Source organism: Paenibacillus sp. FSL R5-0810, assembly GCF_038002285.1.
GTDB lineage: Bacteria > Bacillota > Bacilli > Paenibacillales > Paenibacillaceae > Paenibacillus_AQ > Paenibacillus_AQ lactis.
This window is the reverse complement of sequence record NZ_JBBOCF010000001.1, coordinates 3,944,827-3,970,521: the sequence shown is the minus strand read 5'-3', so window position 1 is coordinate 3,970,521 and position 25,695 is coordinate 3,944,827. Positions and strand designations below refer to the sequence as shown.

General features: G+C 38.3%; 16 protein-coding genes and 1 pseudogene. 12 read left to right on the top strand and 5 right to left on the bottom strand.

From position 1 onward, the window contains the following. Window positions 1–27: 27 nt before the first annotated feature. The 3 genes from MKX76_RS17755 to MKX76_RS17745 all read left to right on the top strand — a co-directional run bounded on the left by MKX76_RS17755 (window position 28) and on the right by MKX76_RS17745 (window position 4,390). On the top strand, window positions 28–1,353 hold the full coding sequence (locus MKX76_RS17755; RefSeq protein ID WP_341034334.1) for an ABC transporter substrate-binding protein: 1,326 nt from the start codon (window positions 28–30) through the stop codon (window positions 1,351–1,353). A gap of 352 nt (window positions 1,354–1,705) precedes the next feature. Further along, on the top strand, window positions 1,706–3,328 hold the full coding sequence (locus MKX76_RS17750; protein WP_341034333.1) for a response regulator transcription factor: 1,623 nt from the start codon (window positions 1,706–1,708) through the stop codon (window positions 3,326–3,328). Window positions 3,329–3,853: 525 nt separating this feature from the next. After that, window positions 3,854–4,390, top strand: a complete 537-nt coding sequence (locus MKX76_RS17745) for a hypothetical protein (protein WP_341034332.1) — start codon at window positions 3,854–3,856, stop codon at window positions 4,388–4,390. A gap of 85 nt (window positions 4,391–4,475) precedes the next feature. Here the strand turns inward: MKX76_RS17745 and MKX76_RS17740 are convergent, their stop codons facing one another. Then, window positions 4,476–6,188 (bottom strand): M56 family metallopeptidase, encoded by a 1,713-nt coding sequence (locus MKX76_RS17740; RefSeq protein WP_084046551.1) that lies wholly within the window; start codon window positions 6,186–6,188, stop codon window positions 4,476–4,478. 9 nt (window positions 6,189–6,197) lie between these two features. Next, window positions 6,198–6,572: a BlaI/MecI/CopY family transcriptional regulator gene (locus MKX76_RS17735; RefSeq protein WP_028404429.1), complete on the bottom strand. Its 375-nt coding sequence runs from the start codon at window positions 6,570–6,572 to the stop codon at window positions 6,198–6,200. Window positions 6,573–6,871: 299 nt separating this feature from the next. Here MKX76_RS17735 and MKX76_RS29755 point away from each other — a divergent pair. Beyond that, window positions 6,872–7,000 (top strand): annotated as a pseudogene (locus tag MKX76_RS29755) (nucleoside triphosphate pyrophosphohydrolase); the annotation flags it as partial. 73 nt (window positions 7,001–7,073) lie between these two features. Here MKX76_RS29755 and MKX76_RS17730 read toward each other — a convergent pair. Continuing rightward, window positions 7,074–8,348: a M56 family metallopeptidase gene (locus tag MKX76_RS17730; RefSeq protein ID WP_341034331.1), complete on the bottom strand. Its 1,275-nt coding sequence runs from the start codon at window positions 8,346–8,348 to the stop codon at window positions 7,074–7,076. 9 nt (window positions 8,349–8,357) lie between these two features. Further along, window positions 8,358–8,732, bottom strand: coding sequence for a BlaI/MecI/CopY family transcriptional regulator (locus MKX76_RS17725; protein WP_341034330.1), 375 nt, complete (start codon window positions 8,730–8,732; stop codon window positions 8,358–8,360). Between the two features lie 291 nt (window positions 8,733–9,023). On the opposite strand from MKX76_RS17725, the gene MKX76_RS17720 reads away from it, so the two are divergent. From MKX76_RS17720 to MKX76_RS17685, 8 genes are all read left to right on the top strand, one after another. Then, window positions 9,024–9,527: a hypothetical protein gene (locus tag MKX76_RS17720; protein WP_341034329.1), complete on the top strand. Its 504-nt coding sequence runs from the start codon at window positions 9,024–9,026 to the stop codon at window positions 9,525–9,527. A gap of 68 nt (window positions 9,528–9,595) precedes the next feature. Beyond that, the gene (locus MKX76_RS17715; RefSeq protein WP_341034328.1) at window positions 9,596–9,874 is read left to right on the top strand and encodes a hypothetical protein; all 279 of its coding nucleotides are present in this window, start codon (window positions 9,596–9,598) and stop codon (window positions 9,872–9,874) included. Window positions 9,875–10,846: 972 nt separating this feature from the next. Continuing rightward, entirely contained in the window at window positions 10,847–11,716 is an 870-nt protein-coding gene (locus tag MKX76_RS17710) for a DUF4007 family protein (RefSeq protein WP_341034326.1), read from the top strand. Beyond that, entirely contained in the window at window positions 11,713–15,126 is a 3,414-nt protein-coding gene (locus tag MKX76_RS17705) for a hypothetical protein (RefSeq protein ID WP_341034325.1), read from the top strand. The genes MKX76_RS17710 and MKX76_RS17705 overlap by 4 nt, the downstream gene beginning before the upstream one ends. An 11-nt stretch (window positions 15,127–15,137) precedes the next feature. Further along, window positions 15,138–15,953, top strand: coding sequence for a phosphoadenosine phosphosulfate reductase domain-containing protein (locus MKX76_RS17700; protein WP_341034324.1), 816 nt, complete (start codon window positions 15,138–15,140; stop codon window positions 15,951–15,953). A 214-nt stretch (window positions 15,954–16,167) separates the two neighbouring features. Further along, window positions 16,168–18,003, top strand: coding sequence for a hypothetical protein (locus tag MKX76_RS17695; protein WP_341034323.1), 1,836 nt, complete (start codon window positions 16,168–16,170; stop codon window positions 18,001–18,003). Further along, on the top strand, window positions 18,003–19,547 hold the full coding sequence (locus MKX76_RS17690; protein WP_341034322.1) for a hypothetical protein: 1,545 nt from the start codon (window positions 18,003–18,005) through the stop codon (window positions 19,545–19,547). The genes MKX76_RS17695 and MKX76_RS17690 overlap by 1 nt, the downstream gene beginning before the upstream one ends. Next, on the top strand, window positions 19,547–24,868 hold the full coding sequence (locus MKX76_RS17685) for an FtsK/SpoIIIE domain-containing protein (RefSeq protein ID WP_341034320.1): 5,322 nt from the start codon (window positions 19,547–19,549) through the stop codon (window positions 24,866–24,868). The genes MKX76_RS17690 and MKX76_RS17685 overlap by 1 nt, the downstream gene beginning before the upstream one ends. Before the next feature lie 117 nt (window positions 24,869–24,985). Here MKX76_RS17685 and MKX76_RS17680 read toward each other — a convergent pair whose 3' ends face one another. Then, window positions 24,986–25,105, bottom strand: coding sequence for a hypothetical protein (locus MKX76_RS17680; RefSeq protein WP_341034319.1), 120 nt, complete (start codon window positions 25,103–25,105; stop codon window positions 24,986–24,988). Window positions 25,106–25,695: the final 590 nt, after the last annotated feature.

The window sequence follows — 25,695 nt, the reverse complement described above, 5'->3', positions numbered from 1 at the left end:
ATATATTGTTTCTAGGGGGAAGTCGGCATGAATAAATGGAAGCGATTGCAGATTCTCGCGTTATTGATGGTGTTCTCCTTGCTGGCAGCGGCATGCGGCGGCGGTAACGGAGGCACCGGCACAAACACAGGCAGCACAAACTCATCCAAGAACAATACACAGGCCGAAGGCGGTTCGGCAGACAACGTCAAGCTCCGGATTATGTGGTGGGGCTCACAGCCGCGCCATGAAGCGACACTGAAGGCATTGGAGGCCTATACGGCGAAAAATCCGCATGTGACCTTCGAGCCCGAATACTCCGGGATGGATGGTTATCTGGATAAGCTATCTACGCAGGCAGCGGCGCATAATGAGCCGGATATTTTCCAAATGGACCCGGGCTGGATTTCGGACTGGACCTCCCGCAACCAGCTCGAAGAGCTCGACACCAAGGTTAAACTGGATGAATTGACGCCGAGCCTGCTGCCGATCGGGCAGAGAGACGGCAAGCAATACGGCGTGCCGCTCGGATCGGTTGCTTTCGGGATGATTTACGACAAGGCGGCTCTGGAGAAGCTGGGCGCAACGATGCCGAAGGACGGCTGGACATGGGATGATTTCTTCGCATTGGCGGAAGAAGTAAAGCCTAAGCTGGCGGAAGGCCAATATTTCACGCTGGATTATGCCGGCAACTACTTCATGTTCAGCGCGTATCACTATGCCAAGGGCAAGGGTACCTTGATCACGGAAGACGGCAAATTCAACATCGATGAGGCGACATTCCTGGAGTGGACGAAGAAGTTTGAACAGCTGCGCAAGGACGGACTTGTGCCTCCGGCGGATCTAAACGCATCTGACAAGGAAATGGATCCGACGGCCGACCTGCTGGTCAACGGCAAAATCCTGTTCCGCTACTCCTTCTCCAATAACTACACCACATGGGACAGCATGAAGGAAGGGGCGTACGATCTGGTTACGATGCCGCGGGCCGAGGAAGCAGGGGGCTGGCTCAAGCCGTCCATGTACTTCAGCCTGTCGCCGAATTCCAAGCATAAGGAAGAAGCGGCCAAATTCATCGACTGGTTCATCAACGATCCGGAGGCAGGGGCCATTCTTGGTACCGCTCGAGGCGTGCCAGCCAATGCCAAAATCGCCGAGTCGCTGATTCCGAAGCTTCCGGAGGGCGAAAAGGTCGGGATGAAGCTGATCGACGCCACGACGCCGGACGGACAGATCTTTACGACAGGGCCGGAAGGCTGGGTGAACTTCATCGACAAAGACTTCCCGCTCGTCCGGGATGAGCTGAGCTTCGGCAGAACGACGCCGGAGGAGGCCTATGAATCGTTGAAGAAGGCCGCGCAAGAATATGAATAACTCTTATACAATGGAATGACTGAGAACGAGATGTCAGCAAGGGAGTAAAATGACTCGGTTATTCGGTGAAAGCTGGAAAGAGAGCTGCAGCGGAAGCCTGAACCAGTGACCGCCTTTGTGACCGGATATTTACCCGCATTATATAAAATCCAAGAAATCCGGGAGCAACCGCGATCATAGGAACATTTTACGTGCTTGCCACCTGCATCCAAATCGATAATTCTGTAAATATAGTTCCAGTCTATTTCCGGTTTACGTCATGCCTGAGCGGTTTCACAGCCGATCGGGCATGGCGTATTACCGTTAGCGTGAAGCTATTTTCCTTTTTGCAAATAAGGAGGGGGCTCTTCAGATGTGGAAGATAGGAATCGTGGATGACGACCGCGCCGTGCTGCAGGGAATCCGCAAAGCCATCCCGTGGGATGAACTGAATGCAGAGTGGGCAGGGGAAGCGTTGAACGGGGAAGAAGGGCTTGAAATGATTGCATCGGCCAGCCCCGATATCGTGATTACCGATTTATACATGCCTGTCATGAACGGTCTGGATATGATCGAGCACCTGCGGAAGAACGCCGGCTATACGGGAAAAGTGATCATTCTGAGCGGTTACTCGGACTTCGAATATGCCCGTCAAGCCTTGCGTCTGGACGTAAGCGATTATCTATCCAAGCCGGTCAGCCTTCCGACGCTGAAATCCGTGCTACACCAAGCGATATCCGATTTGGAGGAGCGTGAAGAGGTGCGCAGCAAGCAGGATGAGCTGCTCCAGAAGCTGCATCTGTACGAGCCCTTCGTCGAGAAGGAGTGGGTCAAATCGGCCGCAGCCGGCACGCTGCTGCAGTCAGGACTCCAATCGGAAATCCCGGAGCCTTATCGGTATTGGACCGATCACGATCATACGGTCATCGGCATCGAGCTGGTCTACGACCAACGGGCAGCCAAATTAAGCTTGCCGGACTGGAGCCTCCTTCGGTTTGCAATCAGCAATATGGCGTGCGAAATTACGCAGGCGGCATTTCCATGCTTCGACCATACGGATCTCCACACCAACCGTTCGGTGATCATTATTCACCATGATCGAACGGAGCCTGCCGAGCGAGTGCGGCAGCGGCTGGAGCAGCTGGCTGTCCGATTAATCGACTGTGTGCGGAACTACTTGAAGCTGAAGATCCGGATCGGCATCGGTGAGCGCAAGAGCAGCATAAGGGAAATCGGCATCTCGACGGATGAAGCCTTCCGGGCGATCGATGTGACTTCCCGGCCGGCGGTTCCGGAGCATGAGCTGTATTTCTACAGTGCACAGGAGCCGGGGAATGCGGAGGCCAAGTCTCCGGTGCGTCCGGTTAAGCTATACCTGGAGCTGGCCGGCGCGATTCGTACCTCGCAGGAGAATCAGGCGCAGACGATTATAAGGGATTATATGAAGCGGCTGGAGCAGGAAGGGGGCATCACCAAACCCTACGTCGGCATGCTGGCCGGCGAGCTGTGGGGCATTATCGCCTTTGCTTTCTATGAGACGGGGACCGTCGTTGACGATATCTTCCCGTATGACGGCATTACGCGCGAAATGGCGAAGCTGCAGCGTCCGTCCGAGCTTGCCGAATGGCTGATCACCAAGATCGGGCTCGTGTTCGGCAGCCGCGAATGGGGCGGGAACGGAAAGCATCGGCAGGCTGTGGACTTTATGATCGAGTACATTCACGAGCATTATGCCGAGGACCTCACGCTCGGGGGACTGGCAGACAAGGTGTATATTTCGAGAAACTACTTGTCGATGATTTTTAAGAACATGACCGGAGAAACGTTCAACAATTACCTGACCCGAGTACGGGTCGAGAAGGCCCGGGAGCTGCTGATGGAGAAAAATGCATTGGTATACGAAGTGGCCGAAAAGGTTGGATATAAAAACGTTCCGTATTTCAGCACGGTATTCAAGAAATTCACGGGCATGAACCCGACGGAGCTCGTGAAATGATGCTGGGGAGGCTTGATGAATCCAGGAACACAGGGGAGCCGCAAAGGAGTGGTGGCGCAATGTCATCAAAGCGTATTTTTATCGGAATTCGGGGATCAAGGATTAACATCATCGAATGATCAACTCATGTTGGTGAGGACCTTGAATTCAACCTTGGTTGAATTCAGGGTCTTTTTGTTATTCGTGGCTGAGGGAACACACATTTTCTTATTCGAATCATAAAATCCTATATATTTCCTTATTATTATCAATAAAGAAAATCCCCTAAAAAAAGTTTAGGGAAAAACAGTCATAATTTACTATTATAATTCGTTTTAGTAGTAGATTAGCTCTTTTGGTTGTTGCATCTTCAAGCTGCCTTACTGATCTAAGCAGGGTGCGACATGAAGCTGTGATCCTACAAGATACTTGCCATGGGAAATAAGGTAGCTCACATCTCGGGACAAGGGGGTGAGGTGAGTTTTTTTGTGGTTGGTCTGAAGAGCTAATCTAATATTTTCAGTAAAAAGAAGAGGAGGATTTTCTATGAAAAAAATGCTTACACTTGCCCTTGCAATGGTTATGATCTTGTCACTTTCGGTATCGGCTTTTGCGAATCCTGTGGAAGAACAAGAAATCTCTCCCCCTGGAACTTCCATTACAGTCAGACCATTGACTCCGGAAGAGATCACTTTACTTGAGCAAAGAGCCAATGGTAACAAAGACGTTAGTCTTTTTGATGTTGGCATCCTGTCTGATAGCTGGAGCGGAAATGTTACTGTACCTGTTAATAAAGATGGGAACCAAGGAGCGAACGTAGGCCATGCATTTGTTCCATCTCCGGATAGATATGTATTAATATACGTGGGAGACTTGCCTAGCACTATGCCATCCGTTAATTTAAGCATTCAAAGTCAAACCAACAGCAATGTACAGTGGTGGAGATCGAATATAAAGGGAAATTCGCTGGTTGTTATTGACACGGGTAGTTACAACAATCATACATTCCGAATTAAAACAAGCACGAACGAAGCTAATTCAAGAAGTGCATGTTTCGAATGGGCTACCTCTAGCGATTATTGAGGTGTTACAAGCCACATAACCCCATCCATAAACCCAAAGAAGCACTGCCTTCGGCAGTGCTTCTTTTCTTTCGATTTTCGTAGTTTTAATCTTCAAACTCAGCCTGTTCTTCAGGAGACAGCAAGGCTCTTGCTGCTAACTCCCTTTCCTTAAATTCAGCGCTTTCTTCAGGGGTTAATTTTCGTACCGTAATGGAAGTTCCCGGCGGCATTTCGCCTGGACGAAGTTCATAATCTTCTTCTTCAAACTCGGCTTGTTCTGCGGGAGTCAGTGATGCGCGTGCTGCCAACTCCCTTTCTTTAAATTCAGCGCTTTCTTCAGGAGTTAATTTTCTTACTGTAATGGAAGTTCCCGGGGGAATGTCGGCTGGATTAGACTTCTCATAACCGCCATCTTCAGCTGGGGCTGGCTTTTGGTTTGGTTGAAGTTCAGGGCCGTTTTGCTCAGGCTTAGCTGTGTCTTTAGGTGCCGCCGTGGTTGCTGATGGAGTCTGGACAGTGCTTGATCGGTTGTTAGCTGCAGATACAGCAGGAGCTGACTCTGATGAAGCTTTCTTGCTGCTTTTTTTAGAATCGGTCTCGATTTTAGGTAGGGCTAAGGATTCTTTGCCTTTGGCTTCATTGTTTGATTCACTTTCCGCTACAGGTGCAGTCCGAGCTTGATTTTGCTGTGGATCAATATTGTTTGATTCTTTCTCAGCTACCGCATCATAAGGGGCCGCTTCTGGGACTTGCTCCCCTGGTTGAACGTTAGCATGACTTTCCTCATATTCCTCATGTGGAACGACTTTTGGCGTATTGCTGGAAGCCCATACCGCTGCTGATGTGCTAATTACGGCAACGGACAATACAGCTGTTATCGTAAGATATAATGTTCTCTTTTTCAGCTTCTTCACATTAAGCATCATCATCAATCTCCTTTTCAATTGTTGGCCATCACTGGATAAGGAGGCGCAAAATTGCACGGGCAAATGCCTTGAACCTTCCATGACATTCAAGATCGTCATACCGTATCGTTTTCGCTCGGCATGGGACATCCCTTTGACGACTTCTTCATCGCAAGACAGCTCGCTCCAGGTGTGAATGTCCTTACGAAGAATGTGCACGAAGGGGTTAAACCAATGTATGGCAGACGCTACCAAGGTGAGGGCCTTGACCCATAAATCATTCCGTTTCAGGTGGATCAATTCATGACGAATCACCATACCCATGTCCATGTTCACGTTGTGCTCCATAGGGAGATATATGGTCGGTTTCCATAGGCCGACAAGAACCGGGCTCCGAATGATGGCGCTGTAAGCTAGCAGGACATCTCGTTTCACACCGAGGGATTTCTTAACCAATGAGAGCTGTTCAGTAGCCGTGCTGTTTTTCGGAACGGCGGTACGCGTATGTTTTAATACCTTCAAAAATCTGCGATAACAATACATCTGCCATGCAGCAAAAGTGATAGCGCCGATTGCCCATAAACTAATAAGGGAAAGAGCTACGTTGGTTGTAATGGCAAACTCTGTAGTGAACGACTCCGGATTGAACCCTGAATATGATCCGGACGCATGCGGCACTGATGGCGACTCGTTCACAGAAGGGACCGTTGCTGTATTGAAGTTGATTGATGATATCCACTGAATGCCAAGGATCACGGGCAAAAGATAGAAGCCTACGGCCATTTTGCTAAATCGGTAACGCCACTTAGTAGGAAAGGCATCGTCGGGTAAGAGCCGCAGTAACAGAATACAGGCAACAACAACACTACCAGCTGCGTTTAATGTAAACAGCAGTTCAAGAATGGTATTCATGGATGCCACCTACTTTCCCGAAAACCATTGCTTCAGTTCCGCGATATCTTCATCTGAAAGCTTGTCGCCGTCATATAAGGCTGCGATTAAATTTTTCACGGATCCTTGGTATAGTCCGTCCAGAACATGCTGCGTTTCAGCCAGTTTATAATCTTTCGGCGTGATCAGGGGCGTATATTTGTTCGTTCGGCCATGCCGAGTGGCTTCCAGGGCCCCTTTGTCCACCAGTCGCGATAGGAAGGTGGAGATCGTTTGCGCCTTCCACTCTTTGCCCCTCCCAGCGAAAATGTGCAGCAATTCAGTGGATGTGACCGGAGGGACGCATTCCCAAATCACCTCCATAAGTTCCATTTCAGTATCCGATAACTTTTGCACTTGGTTCACCATGAACACCTCACAACAATCGTTATGCGTCCATAACGAGCTGTATTACTACACTACGTAGTAATTATAAATTACTACGTAGTGTAGTGAGTGTCAAGAGAGGATGAGTTAAAACCACTACAATTGTAGTGAAAGGGGAGTTATCACGTTGTATGCAGGAAGAAACTTAGAAGAGTTATTGGATTTTTCGTTGGAAGGTTAAGGTTGGGGACGAATCGAAGATTTCTAGTAATCACGCTTCCTCGGATCATTGATGATAGAATAGGGATAAATAATTAACCGTTGAGGTGATCTGAGAATTGGCGGTCGTGCATGGTGCAAATTGGGAAGCGCTTGGAGCCTTGAGAGAGAAGAAGGCGAAAGCTCGAGGCGGGTTTCAGGAGCGGGTGTATTTAATCGATGTGGATTACAATGTTCTATCTAGATAAAGGAAGTGAAAAAAGGTTGTCCCAATTCATCTTAGATAATTCAGGGTCCAACCTCTTTATTATTTGATTAGATTTATTTGAGCTTATCAATTACTTCAGAAGTGTAAATTCCATCTTCTTTAGTAACTTGAGTCTGTTCAGCTGGTGTGAGTTTTTCATAAGGAACCAAGTTGTCGTAACCTTTAGGCTCATAAAGCCCCAATTCTTTAGTTACTAATTCTTTCTCATCAGGTAAAAGAGCATCATACTTAAAATAATGTATGCTTTGGGAGATTGTATTTGATGCAGAACCACCGATCTCTTCAATGGTTTGATTAGTAGCATCGTTTATCGTTGCTTCAGCTTTGATCTCAGGTGAATTTTTTGAAGCCCAAACGGCTGTAGATGCCCCGATTGCTCCAACAGCAATGATTGCCGTTGCCGCAAAGATTACGGTTTGTCTTTTCAACTTCTTCACACTAAGCATCATGATCAATCTCCTTTTCAATTGTTTGCCGTCACTGGATAAGAAGGCACAGAATTGCATGGGTAAATTCCTTGACCCTTCCATGACGTTCAAGATCGTCTCCCCATAGCGTTTTCGCTCGGCATAAGACATCTCTTTTACGACTTCTTCATCGCAAGAAAGCTCGCTCCATGTCTGAATGTCCTTGCGAAGAATGTGGACTAAGGGATTAAACCAGTGGATGGCGGACGCTCCCATCGCAAATGCTTTGACCCATATATCTTTCCGTTTTAAATGGGTCAGCTCATGACGGATCACCATACTCATATCCATATCCGCCGTATTTTCCATAGGGAGGTAAATAGTCGGTTTCCATAGCCCGACAAGGACAGGACTCCGAACAGCAGAACTGTATGCAAGATGAACGTTGCTGCGCATGCCTAGAACTTCCTTCATTAAGGTAAGTTGTCTGGCAGCTTCACTGTTCTCTGGAACGGGGATGCGAGTTTGCTGTAATTTCCCTACAAACGTACGATAGCAATACACCTGCCACACTGCAAAAACTAAAGCTCCGATCCCCCACATACTCAAAAAGGCAAGAGCAATATCAGCCGAAAAATTCAGTTCCGGGATAACCACTTTGGATAGATCAGGCTGTATTTGCTGCACACTCATAGGTAAACCGGATAAAGAAGGGTTTTGCTTCGGAGTAAAGAGCAACCCTAGAGACTGCAGAACAAGAGCTACGGGCAAAAGATAGAAGCCTACGGACATTTTGCTAAGTCCGTAACGCCACTTTGTAGGGAAGGCATCGGTGGGTAATAGACGCAACAACAGAATACAAGCTACAACGACACTACCCGCTACATTCAACGTAAACAGCAGTTCAAGAATGGTATTCATGAATGGCACCTACTTTCCCGAAAACCATTGCTTCAGTTCCACAATATCTTCATCCGAAAGCTTGTCACCGTCATACAGGGCCGCGATTAAATTTTTCACCGATCCTTGATATATTTCGTCCAGAACATGCTGCGTCTCGGCCAGTTTGTATTCTTTCGGTGTGATCAGGGGCGTATACTTGTTCGTTCGGCCATGCTTTGTTGCTTTAAGCGCTCCTTTATCAACCAACCGCGATAGGAAGGTGGAGATCGTTTGCGCTTTCCACTCCTTGCCCCGCCCAGCGAAAATATGCAGTAATTCGGTCGATGTGACAGGAGGGTCGCATTCCCAAATTACCTCCATGAGTTCCATTTCAGTATCCGATAGCCTTTGAATTTGGTTCACGGTGAACACCTCTTCAAATCGTTATGCGTCCATAACGAATCGTATTACTACACTACGTAGTGATTATAAATTACTACATCGTGTAGTGAGTGTCAAGCGATGTAGGTGGAATCATTACAAAATGTAGTACCAGGGGGGGAGGCATATGTTTAGAGAAGATCAGTGACTTGATGGAGGTTCTCCTTTAAAAGATACGTTGGGAGGGAATTGGGTACGCATATGATGACGAATCTATGTTCATTGATGATAGAATGGATACATAATTAACCATATTAGAAGGTTGGAGATTAGGTGAAGATAGTATATTTCAATGATACCGGTAAGGAAATCAATATACACCCCGGAACGCTCTCACATGGGACCCAAACTTCCACTGAGCCTATCAAGCCCTTGGAGGAGAGAGTATTTGAGCTGCCAGAGGGAACCTATCCTTGGATTATGATGTGCGAGCATGATGGTCAGCTTTCTATTTTCGTATCCGGCAAGCAGGGCGACGAGCAAAAAGAAAGTTTATATGAAGAGTATGATGAGGATGAATACTACGAGGATTACGAAGATGATGAAGAGTATGAAGAGTATGGAGATGATGAAGAAGAATCCGATCGTGTTCGAAGGATTAAGGCCGTCCGGGAGTATGCAAAATCTTCAGCGAACTTGGGGGCGGTGTTGTTTGTAGCAGGGGCAGCATTGACCTATTTTACGGATAGTAAATTGCCGCTTTATGCAGGAGCAGCTTTAGGTGCTGTATTCTTCTTAATTTCTTTGGTGGTATTCATAAAGTCTTTTAGAGTCTGAGGGATATTACTTGGGAGAAGTAAAGTTCTCACTAAAGGTGCTATAACCAAAGGAGAAGACGTTACAATATGAATCGATTTGTGATGATATTACTTTTATTATTGGCTCTAGTTGGCTGCGCTGGGGAACAGAATATCTTTCATGTCGAGGGTCCTGTGGAAGAGATAAATGAACAATCTTCACAAATTTACGTAGACGGATTCTGGCTGCCCGTTAAAAACATAGGAATTTACAATGTAGGTGATATTGTCAGTGCGGAAGTCGAGAGTTCTGCAGAAGGCGATCAATACGTTCCTGGAGATATAAAGGTTATCAAAATAAAGTTTATTGAGAATCCCGAGAAATGAACATTTATATTGGGAATGTTTTATTTCTTGGTTGAAGCCTTAACTCCGGTTTCACCATGTTCAATCTTGATGAATTTCAGAAAGATAAATTCTCATTAAGATAGAATTTACCCCATAGTTCACCAATAATAACTGATATGCTCCCCTTAGGTAACAGGTGAAATTATTAAAACCTGCTAGCTTAGGGGAGTTTCGTTTATCTCATAAAAAGCATTATTCTCCCGTATTGTCCAAAATACCATTCACAAATGTAAAGTTTACGATTCGATTGCTGTAGTTATAATTATACAACCACATGTCGGCCGTTCCCCTAGCAATGTGAAGACTTCCTTTCTATCTGGATCTCCAAGAACAAGATGAACCATTGGTCTCGTCATCCCTGAAGTGACTTTATAGTTTTGAATTCCATATAAGTATCACTCATACCATAAGTGATTTCATAAGTGATTTTTGGATTATTAAGAAATAATGTATTTTTCAAATCCTTTTCCAGAATAATAACAATAATAAACATTTTCATCAAGATTATAAACAACTATTTCCAATCATTCCTAAGGATTATCCCCTCTAATAATCTCTTTTATTCCCGCTCTCATTAATTTTTTGGATAGGTGCTGGTGGAGTAACAATACAAATTAATAAAATACTAGGCGAAATAAGTTAGCAGACCATTATTTTAGTACAAAAGTATGCACTAAAAAATAGTATAAAAGTCCTTCAGGGTGTTCGGTCTAAAAAAAATCTTACTTGATTCTTCAAACAGATCGTATATCGATAAAGGCTAATATAGCGATATTATTGACACGATGAATGTCAAAAATAATGAGTGAATTTTCTGAAAATTAATCGTTGAATTATGGGTGAATATGGATACTATGTTAACTTTATAACTGATATTATTCATCTTCTATGATAAAATGACTTTAAAGTTATTCTGGAGATGATTCACCAGAAATAAAGGGGCGAACTAAGGTGGGTTATGGACAACATCAAAGTTTTTATCTAAGAACATATTGGCTAAGAAAAGCTATACAACAATTAGAAAAAAACAATAGATTTTTTTACGAAAAAGAAGCATCGGAATGGATTGGTCTAGGGAGTAACATGGTAAAGTCCCTTAAGCATTGGATTGAAGCAACAGATATTTGTGAAATTGATAAACGTAATAGTGATAATAAAGTCATACACACAATTTCACCATTTGGAGAAATTTTCAATGAATATGATCCTTACATAGAAATAAATGACACAGTAAGCATACTTCACTATCATATTGTGGATAGTGATGATCCATCTACGACATGGTATTGGCTTTTTAATGAATATGATAAAAGTTCATTTGATAAAGAAGAGGCACTTAACGATTTGATTTCGTGGATAAATAAGAATTATGACACTAAGAATTCAACAGATACTTTGGAAAGAGATCTTGATTGCTTGTTAAAGCAATATTTTTCAAGAAACAAATCGGAGGATCCGGAGGAAGTTATTCAGAGTCCTTTTGTAGCTCTAAATCTATTAGAAGAATTAGATGGAAGGATATACAAAAGACATCCTAAATATGAAGACATAGGCTTGACAGCTTTAATGTACGTATTATTAAAATATGGACAAACTGAATTATCAATAGATGAAATTGCGACTAATACAAACTTATGGGGCAGAGTATTTAATTTACAAAGGAATGAGATTGTTAGAGCAATTGAACAACTTGTAAACACATATAAGTATCCACTTGTGTTTGATAGGACGAATAGGTTGGATTTAGTTAGAGTTACTCTTGTTGATCCTATTGAATTCTTAAAGGAAGAGTATGTTAGAAAAGAAAGGGTATTGAGATGATAATTACTAAGAGTAGATTTAAGTCAACCGTTAATATAAAGCTAGATTTAGGTAGAGAGTGGATTGCAGAAAGGTATATTCCTACTCCAACGCATTCAGAAAGTCTGTCAGGAGTGTTAGAAGGTTTCTTAGGCAAAGGTAATAAGTCGCATATATTAATAGGATCATATGGATCCGGTAAATCTATGATTGGAACTTTAATAGCTAATGTAGTTTCAAAGAACATTGATTCTAAAACTTTTAATGAGTTGGTTAATAAATTCGATAGAGTTAATATTGAAGAGTCAACTGTAGGTTACTTACTTAATCAAGTAAAGCAGTTGGATAAAATATATATACCTGTTGTGATAAATGGAAAACAGGGGAACTTTCGTGAAGCGATAATATCTTCGATCCATAAGTCGATTACTAAGTATGGTTTCGATTTGTCTCTTCCATCTTATGCAGCTGAAATTAAAAGTAAAATTTTATTATGGGAAGAATATTATAAAGAGACCTTTACACAATTTAATCATCTGTTAAAGTTGAACAATTGGAATTTAGAAGGTTTTATTAATGATATTAATGAATATGAAAAAGAATCCATTAGTTGGTTTAAAGAGGTATATCCATCATTAACAGCAGGGGCTGAATTAAGTCCCTCTTATAACCTTGATTTTACAGAACATATAGCACTTATTTTAGAAGAATTAGATAAAAAGAACTACGGTATCTATTTAGTTTATGATGAATTTGGGAGATTTCTCCAGGGGTTGGATAAATATGAGACATTAGAAGCCATGCAAGATATACAAGATATAGCAGAATTAGCTGATCACCATCAAAGCGCAAACCTTACTTTATTATTAATAACCCATAGAAATTTAAATCAGTATTTCCTAAGTTATGGTGATGAATTACAAAATGAATTTAAGAGAATACAAGGTCGCTTTAGGATTTACCATACGCGGAGCGATCCAGCAACATTTATAAGACTTGCAAGTCAAGTTACTTCAGATTATAGAGTTAATTGGAATCAAGAATATAATTTTGAAAATGATATTATTAAGTATGACTTATTTCCTGAGCTAAATGGAAGAGAGAAGAAGACTATTTTGGTTGAGAATTCATTTCCGTTACATCCAGTAACTCTATATACTCTTCCACGTTTAGCTAATGCGGTTGCCCAAAATGAGAGAACTTTGTTTACCTTCTTAGAAAGCGATGAAAATGGTGGATTAATACATTATTTTGATCAAAATAAAACTTGGTATTTTGTAGGAAACTTATTCGATTATTTTGAACCTGCTTTTCAAGAATTTGTAAGCGATACTTTAATTGGTAAAGCATATATAAAATATTTAAGAGTTAAAAAAAAGGTTGAGAAGTCCACTTCTGCTTCAAGTGAATTACAATTCTTGAAGCTACTCACATTGTGGGACATAACTAATCTAAGTTACAAGCGTAAGCTAACAAAAGATTTTATTTCTTTTTCCCTTAATTGGGATGAAAATAAGGTTAATGAAGTAGTTAGCATACTTGAGAATAAAAAACTCATTAGATATAGGCTGTTTGATGAAATTTGGGAAATTTTCGAAGGAAGTACTATCGATTTAACTCAGAGAATAAAAGAAAAAAACGAATTAGGAATTAACAAAGTTGAGAGTATAAGTATCATCAATCGAGTTCTAGATACTAAGTATGCTTATCCAAAAAGATATAATGATGAGAAGAACATGATTAGATTTGCAGTAATAACCCCTATATTCGCAAAGGATCTTACAGAATGCTCAATTTATTCCAAAAGTATAAATATGAATTCTGATTTAGAAATTTTATATGTTATTCCAGAGAATGATGCAGATATTGAATCTATAAAAAGTGATATTGTTAAATTAAGTGAAAAACAAGCTAGATTCATATTTGCCCTACCTAGAAATCAACTGAATAATTTCGAAAAGGAAATTCTAGAATTATCATCAATAGATAAGTTATTAGAAGATAAATATTTATTGAATGAAGATGCTATTGTAGAAGAAGAATTATTAAAAATCAGAGAAAATACTACTTATAAATTAAGAAAACATCTAGAGCCTTTCACTCAATTTACGGGATCATATTGGATTTATGAAGGGGCCGAAATAAACATAAAGAGTAAAATGTCCTTAAGTGAACAATTATCTAAAATGGCATCTAAATATTTTTGGGGTACACCAATTATTAATAATGAGTCTTTTAATCGAAGAAACATTTCAAAGCAACAATTAAATGCAGCTAAAGAAGTAATAAATGCTATTATTAGTGGAACAAACGATTATAAATTTACAGGACCTGCTAAGTTAATCTACGCTTCTGTAGTAAAAAACAATAGAATTAATAGGGCTGATGAAAGTGAAGAAATTACTTTATTACGTCATGAGTTAATAAAAGAGGTCAAATCGAACAATAATAACTTTTTAAAATTGGTAGAAATTTTTAAAGGTGAGGGATTTGGTGTAAGAGATCCGATTATTCCCGTATTGTTAGTAGCCATCTTAAAAGAAGAATGGAAATATATTATGTTTTATCATAAAGATGGCTCGTACATCAGTCATGTAGATGGTGATATATTGTATGATAGAATGCTCGATAAGCCTGAAAATTATACTTTTACACATCAGAAGTTGGATAACAAATACAAAGACATCATAAATGTAATTGACTCTTGTTTTGAAGATTATATCGAAGATCTAGATTATTCTTACCATCCAAGTGTTCGTTTAAACAGAATGCTATTAAGATGGCTTAATAGTTTACCTAAGATTGCTCAAAAGACGAGTAAAATATCAGAAGAAGCCAATATCTTTAAGAAACTAATTTCCAAAGGTGAATTTGAACCGGATGCTGCATTAAAGGAACTATTTAACTTGAAGCTAGATGTTGAAAAAGTTAACGAAATAAAGAAAGAATGCGAAGAATACTCACAGAATCATAAAAAACTAATTGAAAACACTGTTTACAAGTTAACCAATTCTTCTTCATTTGAAGATTTAATTAGCCATGTTCAAAAGCAAAGTGAATTAGTTAAAGTTGATAACAAATTCTATAACTTTATGTTATCAATAGATAAGGGGAACTGGATCAATGAATTGTCTAATGAATTAGTAGGTGTAAACAGAGAAGATTGGTCTGATGCTACAAGTGAGGTTTTCTTTAAAACCCTAAATTCGCTTGTGGAAATAAAAGATCAAAATTTACAAGATCAATATATTGAAATTAAAGTTGATTCAAAAACTTTCGCAATTCCTAAAATGGATTTGTCTCCAAAGGGTAGTATTATTTATTCTAATGTAAAAACAGATCTTGAATTAATGGCAAGGAAACTACCAAAAAGAGAAATTACCGCCTTACTGTATAAGTTGCTAGTAGATTATTACGAAGAAAATAAATAAGGGTGATTTAGATGTACGGTAGAGAACCGATTTATATCGCAATGTTTAGTGGTGGTGCTGCAAGTGCTTATGTCGCTTATTTAATGGTTCAAAAACATGGTGAGAAAAGATCGCAATTATTTTTTACTGATACGCTCTGGGAGCATAAAGATAATAAACGATTTATGGTAGAAGTAGCTGAGAAGATTGGTATAGATATTAAAACGGTAAGAGATGGAAGAACACCAGAAGAAGTGTTTGAAGAGACCCGCTTTCTTGGCAATTCAAGACTTGCCAAATGTTCATCGGAACTAAAAGTTTATCAAACTATTATATATCTTGAAGATCTTAGGGATAATGGCTATGAACCGATTCTTTACTTTGGAATTGGCAAGCATGAAAAACGAAGACGTGAAGGAATTGAAGCATTATATAATCACTTCCTATTGCCTCGAAATGGAGAGGAACAACCGGTAAAAACTGTATTCCCGCTTTATGAAAGCAATATTTCAGATGATGAGATAAAAAAGATAATTACAAAAGACTGGAATATTGAACTTCCTGAAATGTATCACTTAGGATTTTCTCATGCCAATTGTGGTGGACGTTGCGTAAGAGGTGGTTTTAACCATTATAAACATTTGTATGAGACTTGGCCAAGTGTGTATATTGAACAAGAAGAAATGGAAAATAGACTAAGAGAACAACTAGGGGATGTTACTATTCTTAAAAGAAATGGAAAGCCATTTACTTTAGAGGAATATAGAAAAGAGTTAGATAAAGATTCAGAAATAGTGAAAAAGCTAGTTGAAGAAAATGATGTGCCTTGTGTATGTCATTACGCCTAGAACGCAACCTAGTTATAGATTAAACTGATGAGGACTGGAATAATCTAGTCCTTTTTTTATTAACCGATAAGATCTAGACGGAGTTCGATCATGCTCTACGCCAAGGATCTGACAAGCAGATTAGAAGGCATGAGAAACATCAATTTGATTAGTGCTTAATTCATAGTTTAATAGTCCTGTGTATAGTATAATGATATTAGGTAAAATTTGTAACGTGAAAGTAGGGATTAAAAAGATGAGCACAATAAGGTCCAATTGGGTAAACTTTCTAAGACAATATGGTCCTATTCCTCAAAATGACAATATGTATGATGAAACGATACAATCAATTCTGAGGAAAACGAAGGTTACGCCGATTAGAATTGATATGGAATATTTAGAAGAACTAGTTGATAACTTTAAAAGCGAAAATCCTTATTCTGTGATTTTGACAGGTACAGCCGGAGATGGTAAAACCTTCTACTGTCGTGAGATTTGGAATAGACTTGGTGGATCAGAAAATAAGTGGGCTGAAAATAATAAAATAGAAGAGTTAGTGGTTGATGAATTCAAATTTATTTTTATAAAAGATTTAAGTGAGCTAATGGAAGACGAAAGAGAGATTCTGTCTACGATGGCTGACTCAATTATGGGCTTTGAAAATAGAACAGTATTTTTAGTAGCTGCTAATGATGGGCAATTGCTAGAAACGTGGAAGATGGTAAAACCAACTTATAATGTTATAGAAACAAAGAATTGTATTGAGGACCTTCTAGTAGAAGGGAAAAAGGAACGAGTGGGTTTTTCGTTAAAATTATACAATTTAAGTAAAATAAATTCAGCAACTCTTCTACCTAAGATAATAGAAGAAGTAATAAATAATCCCGGATGGGAAGAATGTATTGACTGTCCATTTAATAATTCTAATGAAGCTTTTTGTCCAATAATTGAAAATAAGAAGAGATTAGAAGAAGAAACTAGTTTGATAACGAAGAGGTTAGTAGACTTATTAACCTTATGTGAAATAAACGAGATACATACTCCACTAAGGCAATTACTACTTTTAGTTTCAAATATGTTACTGGGTCATCCAGATGTAAGGGATAAATTATTAAAATGTAGCGATATCTCAAAAATCAATGAAAACAATACAACATACTTAGCTAGCATTTACCGTAATATATTCGGAGAAAATCTGTCGGAGAGAAAGAGAAACTTGACAGATATATTTGTGACACTGAATAAATTTGGTATAGGATCCGAAACCAATACGCTCGTAGATAATATTTTGATATTCGGAGAAGATGATCATGATTACTATGAGCTTTATGAACAACTTATTCTATCAGATAAACAATACGGAGCTGATAACGTTTTTATTTCTGAGAAAAAAGCCTACTTAGAAGGCGTTGTTGAAGACAAAAATAATTTTCTGGAAATGTTAAAATCTCAAAGGCAACGGCTATTTTTTGTAATTCCTGAGAAGTTAGTTGATAGATTAAAACTGTGGAATCTAACAACATTTCAATATGCAGGAGAATTTCTTGACCAAGTTTATCGAGTCATAAAAGAAAGTCAAAGGGTGAAGCCTCAATACCTTACTAGATTAGTGAGAGGTTTAAACAGAATTACTACTGGTTTATTGGTGCAAAATAATGATCAATTAATCTTATCTACTTCAGGCAATTACTCTCAGGCGAAAATTAGTAGGGTTTTAGAGGAAATGGTCTCAGTTTCCCCAAAAAGAGGTGAATATATCAAATTTGATTTAGACGAAGATAATCAAAAATTGAACTTATCTGTGAGTTTTACGAGTGATTTATCACCAGTGGTACTCAACTTACAGTTAGTAAGATACGAATTTATATCTAGAGTGGCCGAAGGAGCACTACCAGGTAGTTTTTCAAGAGAGTGCTACGAAGATATATTAGCATTTAAGAGTAGATTATTAAAAAAGCTAAATGATAGAAGAATAGCAGATGGAGAAATTGAAGAGACTCAAAATTCCCTTAAACTATTAAAAGTAAATGATAAAGGTATAGTTGAGTATAAGACTTTGGAGGTTTTCTAATGCTAAAAACGCTTCCGCGAACAACTAATATAAAGTCAGATTTTTGGGTGGATGAAGCGATTTGGGGTCATAGATTATATGATGAACAAACACCGTGGCTTTGTTTAATGGAATTCCTGGGAGTATTAAACTCAGAGTGCGAAAAAGAAAGAGCATTTAAGGAACAAGAGTTTAATACGTTGGTATATAGCCCATATACTAGACTTCATCTAAGGAATATACTATTTAATAATCCTTTTATGGAAATTGTTTATCGGGACTATCAAGCAACCAATGATGAACAAAAAGCTTGGAATGATTGGTTAAAATTAGCTGAGAGGGATTTCGGGGGAAGTGATTACCCGAATTTGTCTTACTTAAAGGAAAACTTCGACACTTTCGAAAAATTTTACGAAACAGTCAAATTTCTTCAAAGTAATACTATTGAGGGAGAAAATAACAAAAGATGGAGTTCCCAATTCATCTTTCCTTATGGTAGAGAGTGCTTGTATGAAGATCTACGAGTGAGTGGGAACAAAGCTCAAAATGATAGAAGATTTTTTGGGCGCACTGGTGAGTTGTTATATTTAATGCTATCTCGCTCAAAAAAAGGGGAAGAGCTTCTGAGCTTTCTTGAACCAAATATAATCAATTCAAAGTCTATATATAACAGATTAGCAGAACTGTTGCAGCCTAATTTTGGACGAGGTGAAGTAAGAAGAGATTCAACAGGATCCTACCTACCTTATGAATATTTACCGGAATATACTAATATGGCTGATGATTGGATAAATATATTCAGTAATAAGATACCAGCATATGATACTTTACCACATATAGTAAATATTACAGGCTTACACATGATTATCTATTTTCTTAATAGATCAAAGGATATCCTTAATCAGAGTGATAAAACTCAATTTATCTTAGAGATCTTAGCGCCTAAAAAAACAATTATCAGGGATCTCTCGGCAGATTCCTACAATAAAAACAATAACCTTTCTAGACAAGCTCTAGAGCATTACATAAGAAGTATTAAACAAACGGAGGAATGGAGAAGTATACAATATGCCCCAGACCCGTATTTTGAAGCACAAAAAATACTAAATAAACATTTCCTATGGCCTTCAAATAATGATGACTTATTATCAGAAAATATTGACTCATTGGTAGAAGAGCTAGTTGATAAAGTACTTGCAAGACATAAACAGCATGTTAACAACTTTCATAGGGTATGGGGAAGGGAAATAGGTTTCTCCTCAAGTAGAAATAGTCAACGAATTAGATATGCGCCAACAGACAGCCTCTTAAAGACTTTAGTACTGGCAAATGTACCTAAAAGAATGGAGTTCCAAGACTTTTTGAAAAATCTTTTTGAAAAGTATGGACTTATCATTGGTGATAAAGAAGCAACAGATGTTATTAATTCAGGGCAAGCTGATCAAGAAGCATTCTCGGATAATTCACATAGATTAGAACAAAGGCTTTCTAGTATGGGATTACTAAGAAGATTGTCCGATGCTTGTGCATATGTTGAAAATCCCTTTGCAAAGGATGGGGTATAATGGATTATTTACAGTTAATCGGAAAAGTCGCCGTTGAATATTTAAAATCAAATATTGAGAATGAATCATCCGATGCAACTGCTAGATTTCTATTGGATAGACTATCCGGTTCGCAGGTATCAGTGATATGTAAAGAAATTTTAAATGATATCTATCTTAAAAATATAATTGATATAAAGATACCAATAGAACTAGCGGTTGGTAATGATTTACCCGAAAGTATTATTACGAGCGAAAGAATGACTAGGTTACGACATACTCATACTGATAAACCTGTACTGCTGTTAGCAAATAATAATGACGATCAAGGCCCATCGTTGAAGAATATTTATACTATTGGAGCGAATGATTTAAAAGCAAATACAAATTTTTGGATAAAAGTTGTATCGAAAGATTTACCCTCTATAAATGGAAGCGAAAGGCTACTAAATATATGGGGAAAAGCTTTAACAGGACTACTTAGTATTAACGATTGTAGCTTAGAAATGTTTAGTAAGTTTATTGTAAGTACTAGAGAAAGTATAGATAAAGACGGGACTTCTCTTATAGAGGCTTTAGGATGGGCATTGCCTGCTTTAAAAATTCCTAGAGATTCAGGTTGTTTTTATACTATCCCTGACAATCGGCTAACTCATAAAAATAAGTGGGCTACAGCATTTAAAGAACTAAAAGAAAAGAGAAGTTATTATCTTCATAAATTAACACCTTCTAGAGATGTATTAGAAAATGATCAGCTTAAAAATTCGTTTGAAGATGCTAAAGAATATATTCCGGAAGATATTCATCCTGCTATATTAAAGTTCATAGAATCTAAGCCTGGATGGAATGATGAATCAGAAGTATTAGCAAACTATGAATGGGAACAAGACCATATCGGTACTTTTTTCTCAGGAGTAAGAATCTCCAAAAAAGCAACATTAGCTGAGGAAACAAAAGAATTCTTAAAGGATGAGTTTTCCGATTTAATTACTGAGGATGACGAGGACTACCTAGAACTTTTGGATAAAAGAAAAACTAGGGAACCAAATGAAGAAGATATTGCATTCTATGAAAAGCAAAGATATCAGATTGAAAATAATAAAAAGTTGAAAGCCAAATGGGATAAGTTTATTTATGGAAAGCCTATAGAGTGCGATGACTTTTTAGTTGGATTTATGCAAGCAATAGAGAGGCTATTTGCACAATCCGAGGTATCAAGTGGGAAAAAGATAATTAAAATCAAAACTCAAAAGAGGGACTCAAGAAGTGCTTGGCTAAATTTAAATACCGATTTAGGTTTGTATTTTTGTACTAGATATAAGGGTCTGGAAAAATTAACAAATAATTTAATAGAATGGGATACTTGTTATCTTTTCGAATACGATAAATTTATCGAAGAAGAGAAGACAAGGGCAAAAAAGAAGGGCAATCCTTTTAAGGCAAATAACTCAGTATCAAAGGATTCAAGACAAATTAAATTTTACTTTGAATTATTCTATCAGGATGAACAGGGTATAGAACAAGATTGTAAAGTTCAATTGGTTTGGGAAGGTGCTACAAATGCAATTGGATTGGAACTCTTTAATGATTTGAGAAGATTAAAGGCCAATCCTTTTCAACACACAAGTGTAGCAAAAAATCCAATAAGCAAAAAAGGAAAATTACAAGGGATTTCACTAAACGATATCTATACTTTACAGGCAGTATATAGACAAGATAGAGGTTCTCTTGTTGGGTTGTATGAGTTAGATAAAGATTTATCAAGGCAGTTCCTTCAGGAATTACAAAGCTCCAAGGATGAGGGAAGAATTAATGAAGCTGGCTATCAAGAAATACTAACCTCTTGGGAAGAGTTTTCCAAAGAGTATACTAATGCTCTTGATCACTGGATAGAAGAAGGCTTAATTAATGAATCACAAACTCGACAGTCTATACTATATGGAAATCTATTAAGTAAAGTCGCCAAAAATGCTAAAGGAGATATAAACCGAATTAAACTTTGGTATCCACTTATTAAAATAGGTGTAGTAGAGGTAAAAGACACGAAGCCTCTCGCAATTATTCCTCCTTGGAATCCATTTAGGATGTCTGCTCTTACAACGAAAATGCAACAAATCAGCAATATTATTATGTACCTATTAACATCGGAAGAAATAGACATAGGAGATTCAAAGCTTTTCTTTAATGAACTAATTAATGATATAAAGCATCCTTATTACCCAGAGATTTGCTTAGGTTTTAATGGGGAGGATATTCCTGAGTTACTATCACTTACAGATTCTCTTTACGATTATAGCTTAATGGAGATGCCAATTGCTAAGGTAACTGATCAGGAAACAAACGAAGATCCAAGAGATGCTAGTGAAAAATTAACTGGTTTATTAGAACGTTATCTTGAGTTACAACCACATGAAGGGGCTAATTTAGGTGTTGTTTTATACAATTCCGATTCCACAAGGTTACCACTGTCAATTGTAGATTCTATCTCGAAGTTAAACAGTAAAAATGACAATATTAGATGTCAAGTGGTACTAAGACATAGAGATACAAATAAACTAAACCAGATATATTCAAAAATGGTTGAAGGATCTGATTCAGATCCAGATATGTTTGTTGCAAGTGAAGTTACTAATGATTTTATGGCAAAGCTCCGTATTGGAGTAATGGCACATCAATCATCTGTTTCAGAAAAAGAAGAAGGGAAGCCTTATGATATAGTTTTTTTACAGGATGTAATATCAAGGCACTCAAATTTTGAGTGGACTAAGGTAGAAACAACATATAAACCGAATAATTTAGAGTTATTTCCAGCTAGATGGTCGCGACGTCGCCCAACGGCAAAAGATGAATTGAAATCAACTACTTATCTAGTATGCCCTAGTCAGTTATCTGAGGGATGGCAGTATTTAAGTTTTATTAGAAGTATAACTGAAAGTGTGGATGAACAAACAGAGGATTGCTTTTTACCAGCAAGGCAAATTACCTTCCAAAACAGTGAAACAAAAAATGTGTTTGAAGAATCTCATAAGCTCGGCGAATGGGTGGTAAATTATGATGAGCTACTAGATAGAAGACTGTTAAAAAGCCAAGGCGTCAATGTTATAAAATATCAACATAATAAGACTAACGGTCCTAACTTAGTTGTTTCTACAACAACATCTCTTAAACTCTTAAAAATTATATTGAAAAGAAAATTTAAAGCGTTAAATCTAGGTATTGATGACGAAGATATCGATTGGTTAACTGATTATTTTATAAATGAAGCTAATGAGCTATCAGGTGATATTGTACTAAGAGCAGCAAAAATAGGACGTTATGCTAGTGAGTTAATGGGAGTAGTCCTTAGTAAGTTAATTACAAAAGAAGAAGTTGAAGAAGAAGGAAGTGTAGGCTGGTATTTCCTTGATGACTACGCAAGTTGGTTAGGTAAAAAAGAAGAGCAGATTGCCGATATACTAGCCCTTAGTCCTTTCGAAAAGAATGGTAAATATTACCTAAAATTGTTAGTTACGGAGGCTAAGTTTGTAGATATTAAAAATCTATCAAACTCCAAGAAATCCTCAAAGAAACAACTAATTGATACCGTATTAAGAATTGATGAGGCTTTATTTGGAGTTCCAAGTCGTCTTGATAGAGACTTATGGCTATCAAAGATAAGTGATTTACTTGTTGAAGGAACAATTTTCATGCAAAACTCATCCATCTCTGTTGAAAAATGGCGAGAGTTAATCAGAACCGGTAAAGTAGAAATGGAAATTAAAGGGTATTCACATGTCTTTGTACCAACTACTGATAATACAGATACTATAGAGAGTGAGCAAGTAAAAATAAATGATATAGATAACTGCTACCAAGAAGTCTATTCAAGAGAGTCTGTTAGAGGCTTAATTCTATCGCTATTAGAAAAGAAACCGTTATATACAGTAAGATCGAAGTTTTCTACAGAAGTAACATGGAAGAAGTTCAATCCGTCATTACCTACTGATAATCAGACATTTAAATATGATCAGTTCACTAAATCACAGAATGAGCAAATAGATAACGCTGATCGAACAACTAATAATCTGAAAAAAGATGTATCAATTGGTAGTGAACACGAAAATTCTAATAACACAGAAGAACAACAACTTCCTAGTACACTAACCGTTACAAGCACTGAGAGAAGAGGAGAAAGCAGTAAAAACCTTCAGAGTTGGATGGTAAATAATCTAAACGAAGAAAATCATAGTTTAGCCGATCAAGAATGGCTATCTACTGTTGTTAATTCTTTAAAAGCCGCATTGGCTACCTATAACCTTCAAGGTAAGGTTTTAGAATCCAGACTAACTCCAAATGCTGCTATTATTAAATTGAAAGGATCTGACCGTTTAAGGGTAGAGGATATTGAAAAAAGGAAATCACAACTCTTAACAACTCATGCTTTAAATATAATTAATGTCTTACCTCAGCCTGGTGAAATAGTTGTATTTATAGAAAGACAAGAAAGAGAAACTATTTCATTAGCTAATGTTTGGCGTAACAGAAAATTAAAAAATGATGTACAGGATACCAATTTAAACTTTGTAATAGGTGTAAAAGAAATAGATGGGGAGTTGCTGTATTTAAACCTGGGTGGTCCATTCGGTGGTTTAGAGCAACATGCTCCTCATACACTAATCGCAGGTGAAACAGGTAGTGGTAAATCTGTACTAATCCAAACATTAATCCTTGATATATGTGCCACAAACTCAATTGAAACTGCGAAGATATATTTAATCGATCCCAAATATGGAGTCGATTATCAGAGCCTTGAAGAACTTCCTCATTTAGCTGAAGGTATAGTTATAGATCAGCAGAGAGCTTCAGAAATTTTAGAAGAACTCGTAAATGAAATGGAAAACAGATATTTAAGTTTTCGAGAATATAAAGTACCAAATCTAAAGGAATATAATGAAAAGGTACCTGAAGGGAAGAAATTACCGTTTATTTTTCTCGTTCATGATGAGTTTGCAGATTGGATGTTAATTGATGAATATAAAAGTACTGTATCCTCAACTGTTCAAAGATTAGGAGTAAAGGCAAGAGCTGCAGGAATTCATTTAATATTCGCTGCACAAAGACCAGATAAAGATGCGTTACCGATGCAATTAAGAGATAATTTGGGTAATAGACTTGTGTTAAAAGTTGGAAGTTCTGGGACATCAGAAATTGCACTGGGAGAAAAAGGTGCTGAAAACTTATTAGGAAAAGGACATTTAGCAGCTAGATTGTCCGGAGAACCTAATTTGATTTATGCACAAGTACCATTTATCTCAAGTAATGAAATTTATAATGTATCCCAAATCATTAAAACCACAAAGTAAAAACAAAGAAGATGGCTAAGGTCAATCGCCATCTTCTTTGTTGTTCTTGGATGAGCTCCGGAAAAGACCATTTTTTAATCCAACAGATTGAATATATCCGGATCAGCGTGACAAGCCCTAAGTATCTAGTTTCATCTCCCTCTCATAATCCTCAATTAATATCGAAGGCTTAACATGAAGCGCCCTTGCTAATGCGGTAATCGTTAGTAGAGAGGGCGCTTTTTCTCCGTTCTCCAACTCACTAATATATGACCGGTCAACACGGGAATAGAGGCTTAGCTCTCTTGGGTAAGCCTTTTCTCTTTCCGAAGGTTTCGTAGAGCTCTGCCGAAGGCGAGCAATTCTATGGATTTCTCATTATTGGCCACGTTCCATAACCCCTTATTTGATCGTTAAACTAATCTTATGTGGTTCTATAAGGGAATTTCCGTAGGCTATTACCTACAAAATGGTTAGAATGATACAATACAGATAATGGAAAACGGTGATTCGGATTACTAGAGCATGTTCTGAGTGAAAGGGAGTAAAGAGAATATGAAATCAGTAGTAACCAGTGATATCGATCTAAATGTGAATCTGTTCCCCCAACATAAGGAAGGGAGCTGTTTTTACCAGGATATGATTCTTCTTCATACCAGTTGCTCTCAAGAATATATGAAATTATCCAAGCATTTCTTGAACAAAATCTACTATACGTCAGTTTATTGTTATGCAACAAGGCATTAAAATCAATGCTAAACGCATTATATATAAAAGAGGAGGGGAGGCAGCCTATATCAAACATTTTACTGGAAGATATGCTGCAGATGTTCCCCAAAGTCTCCAAA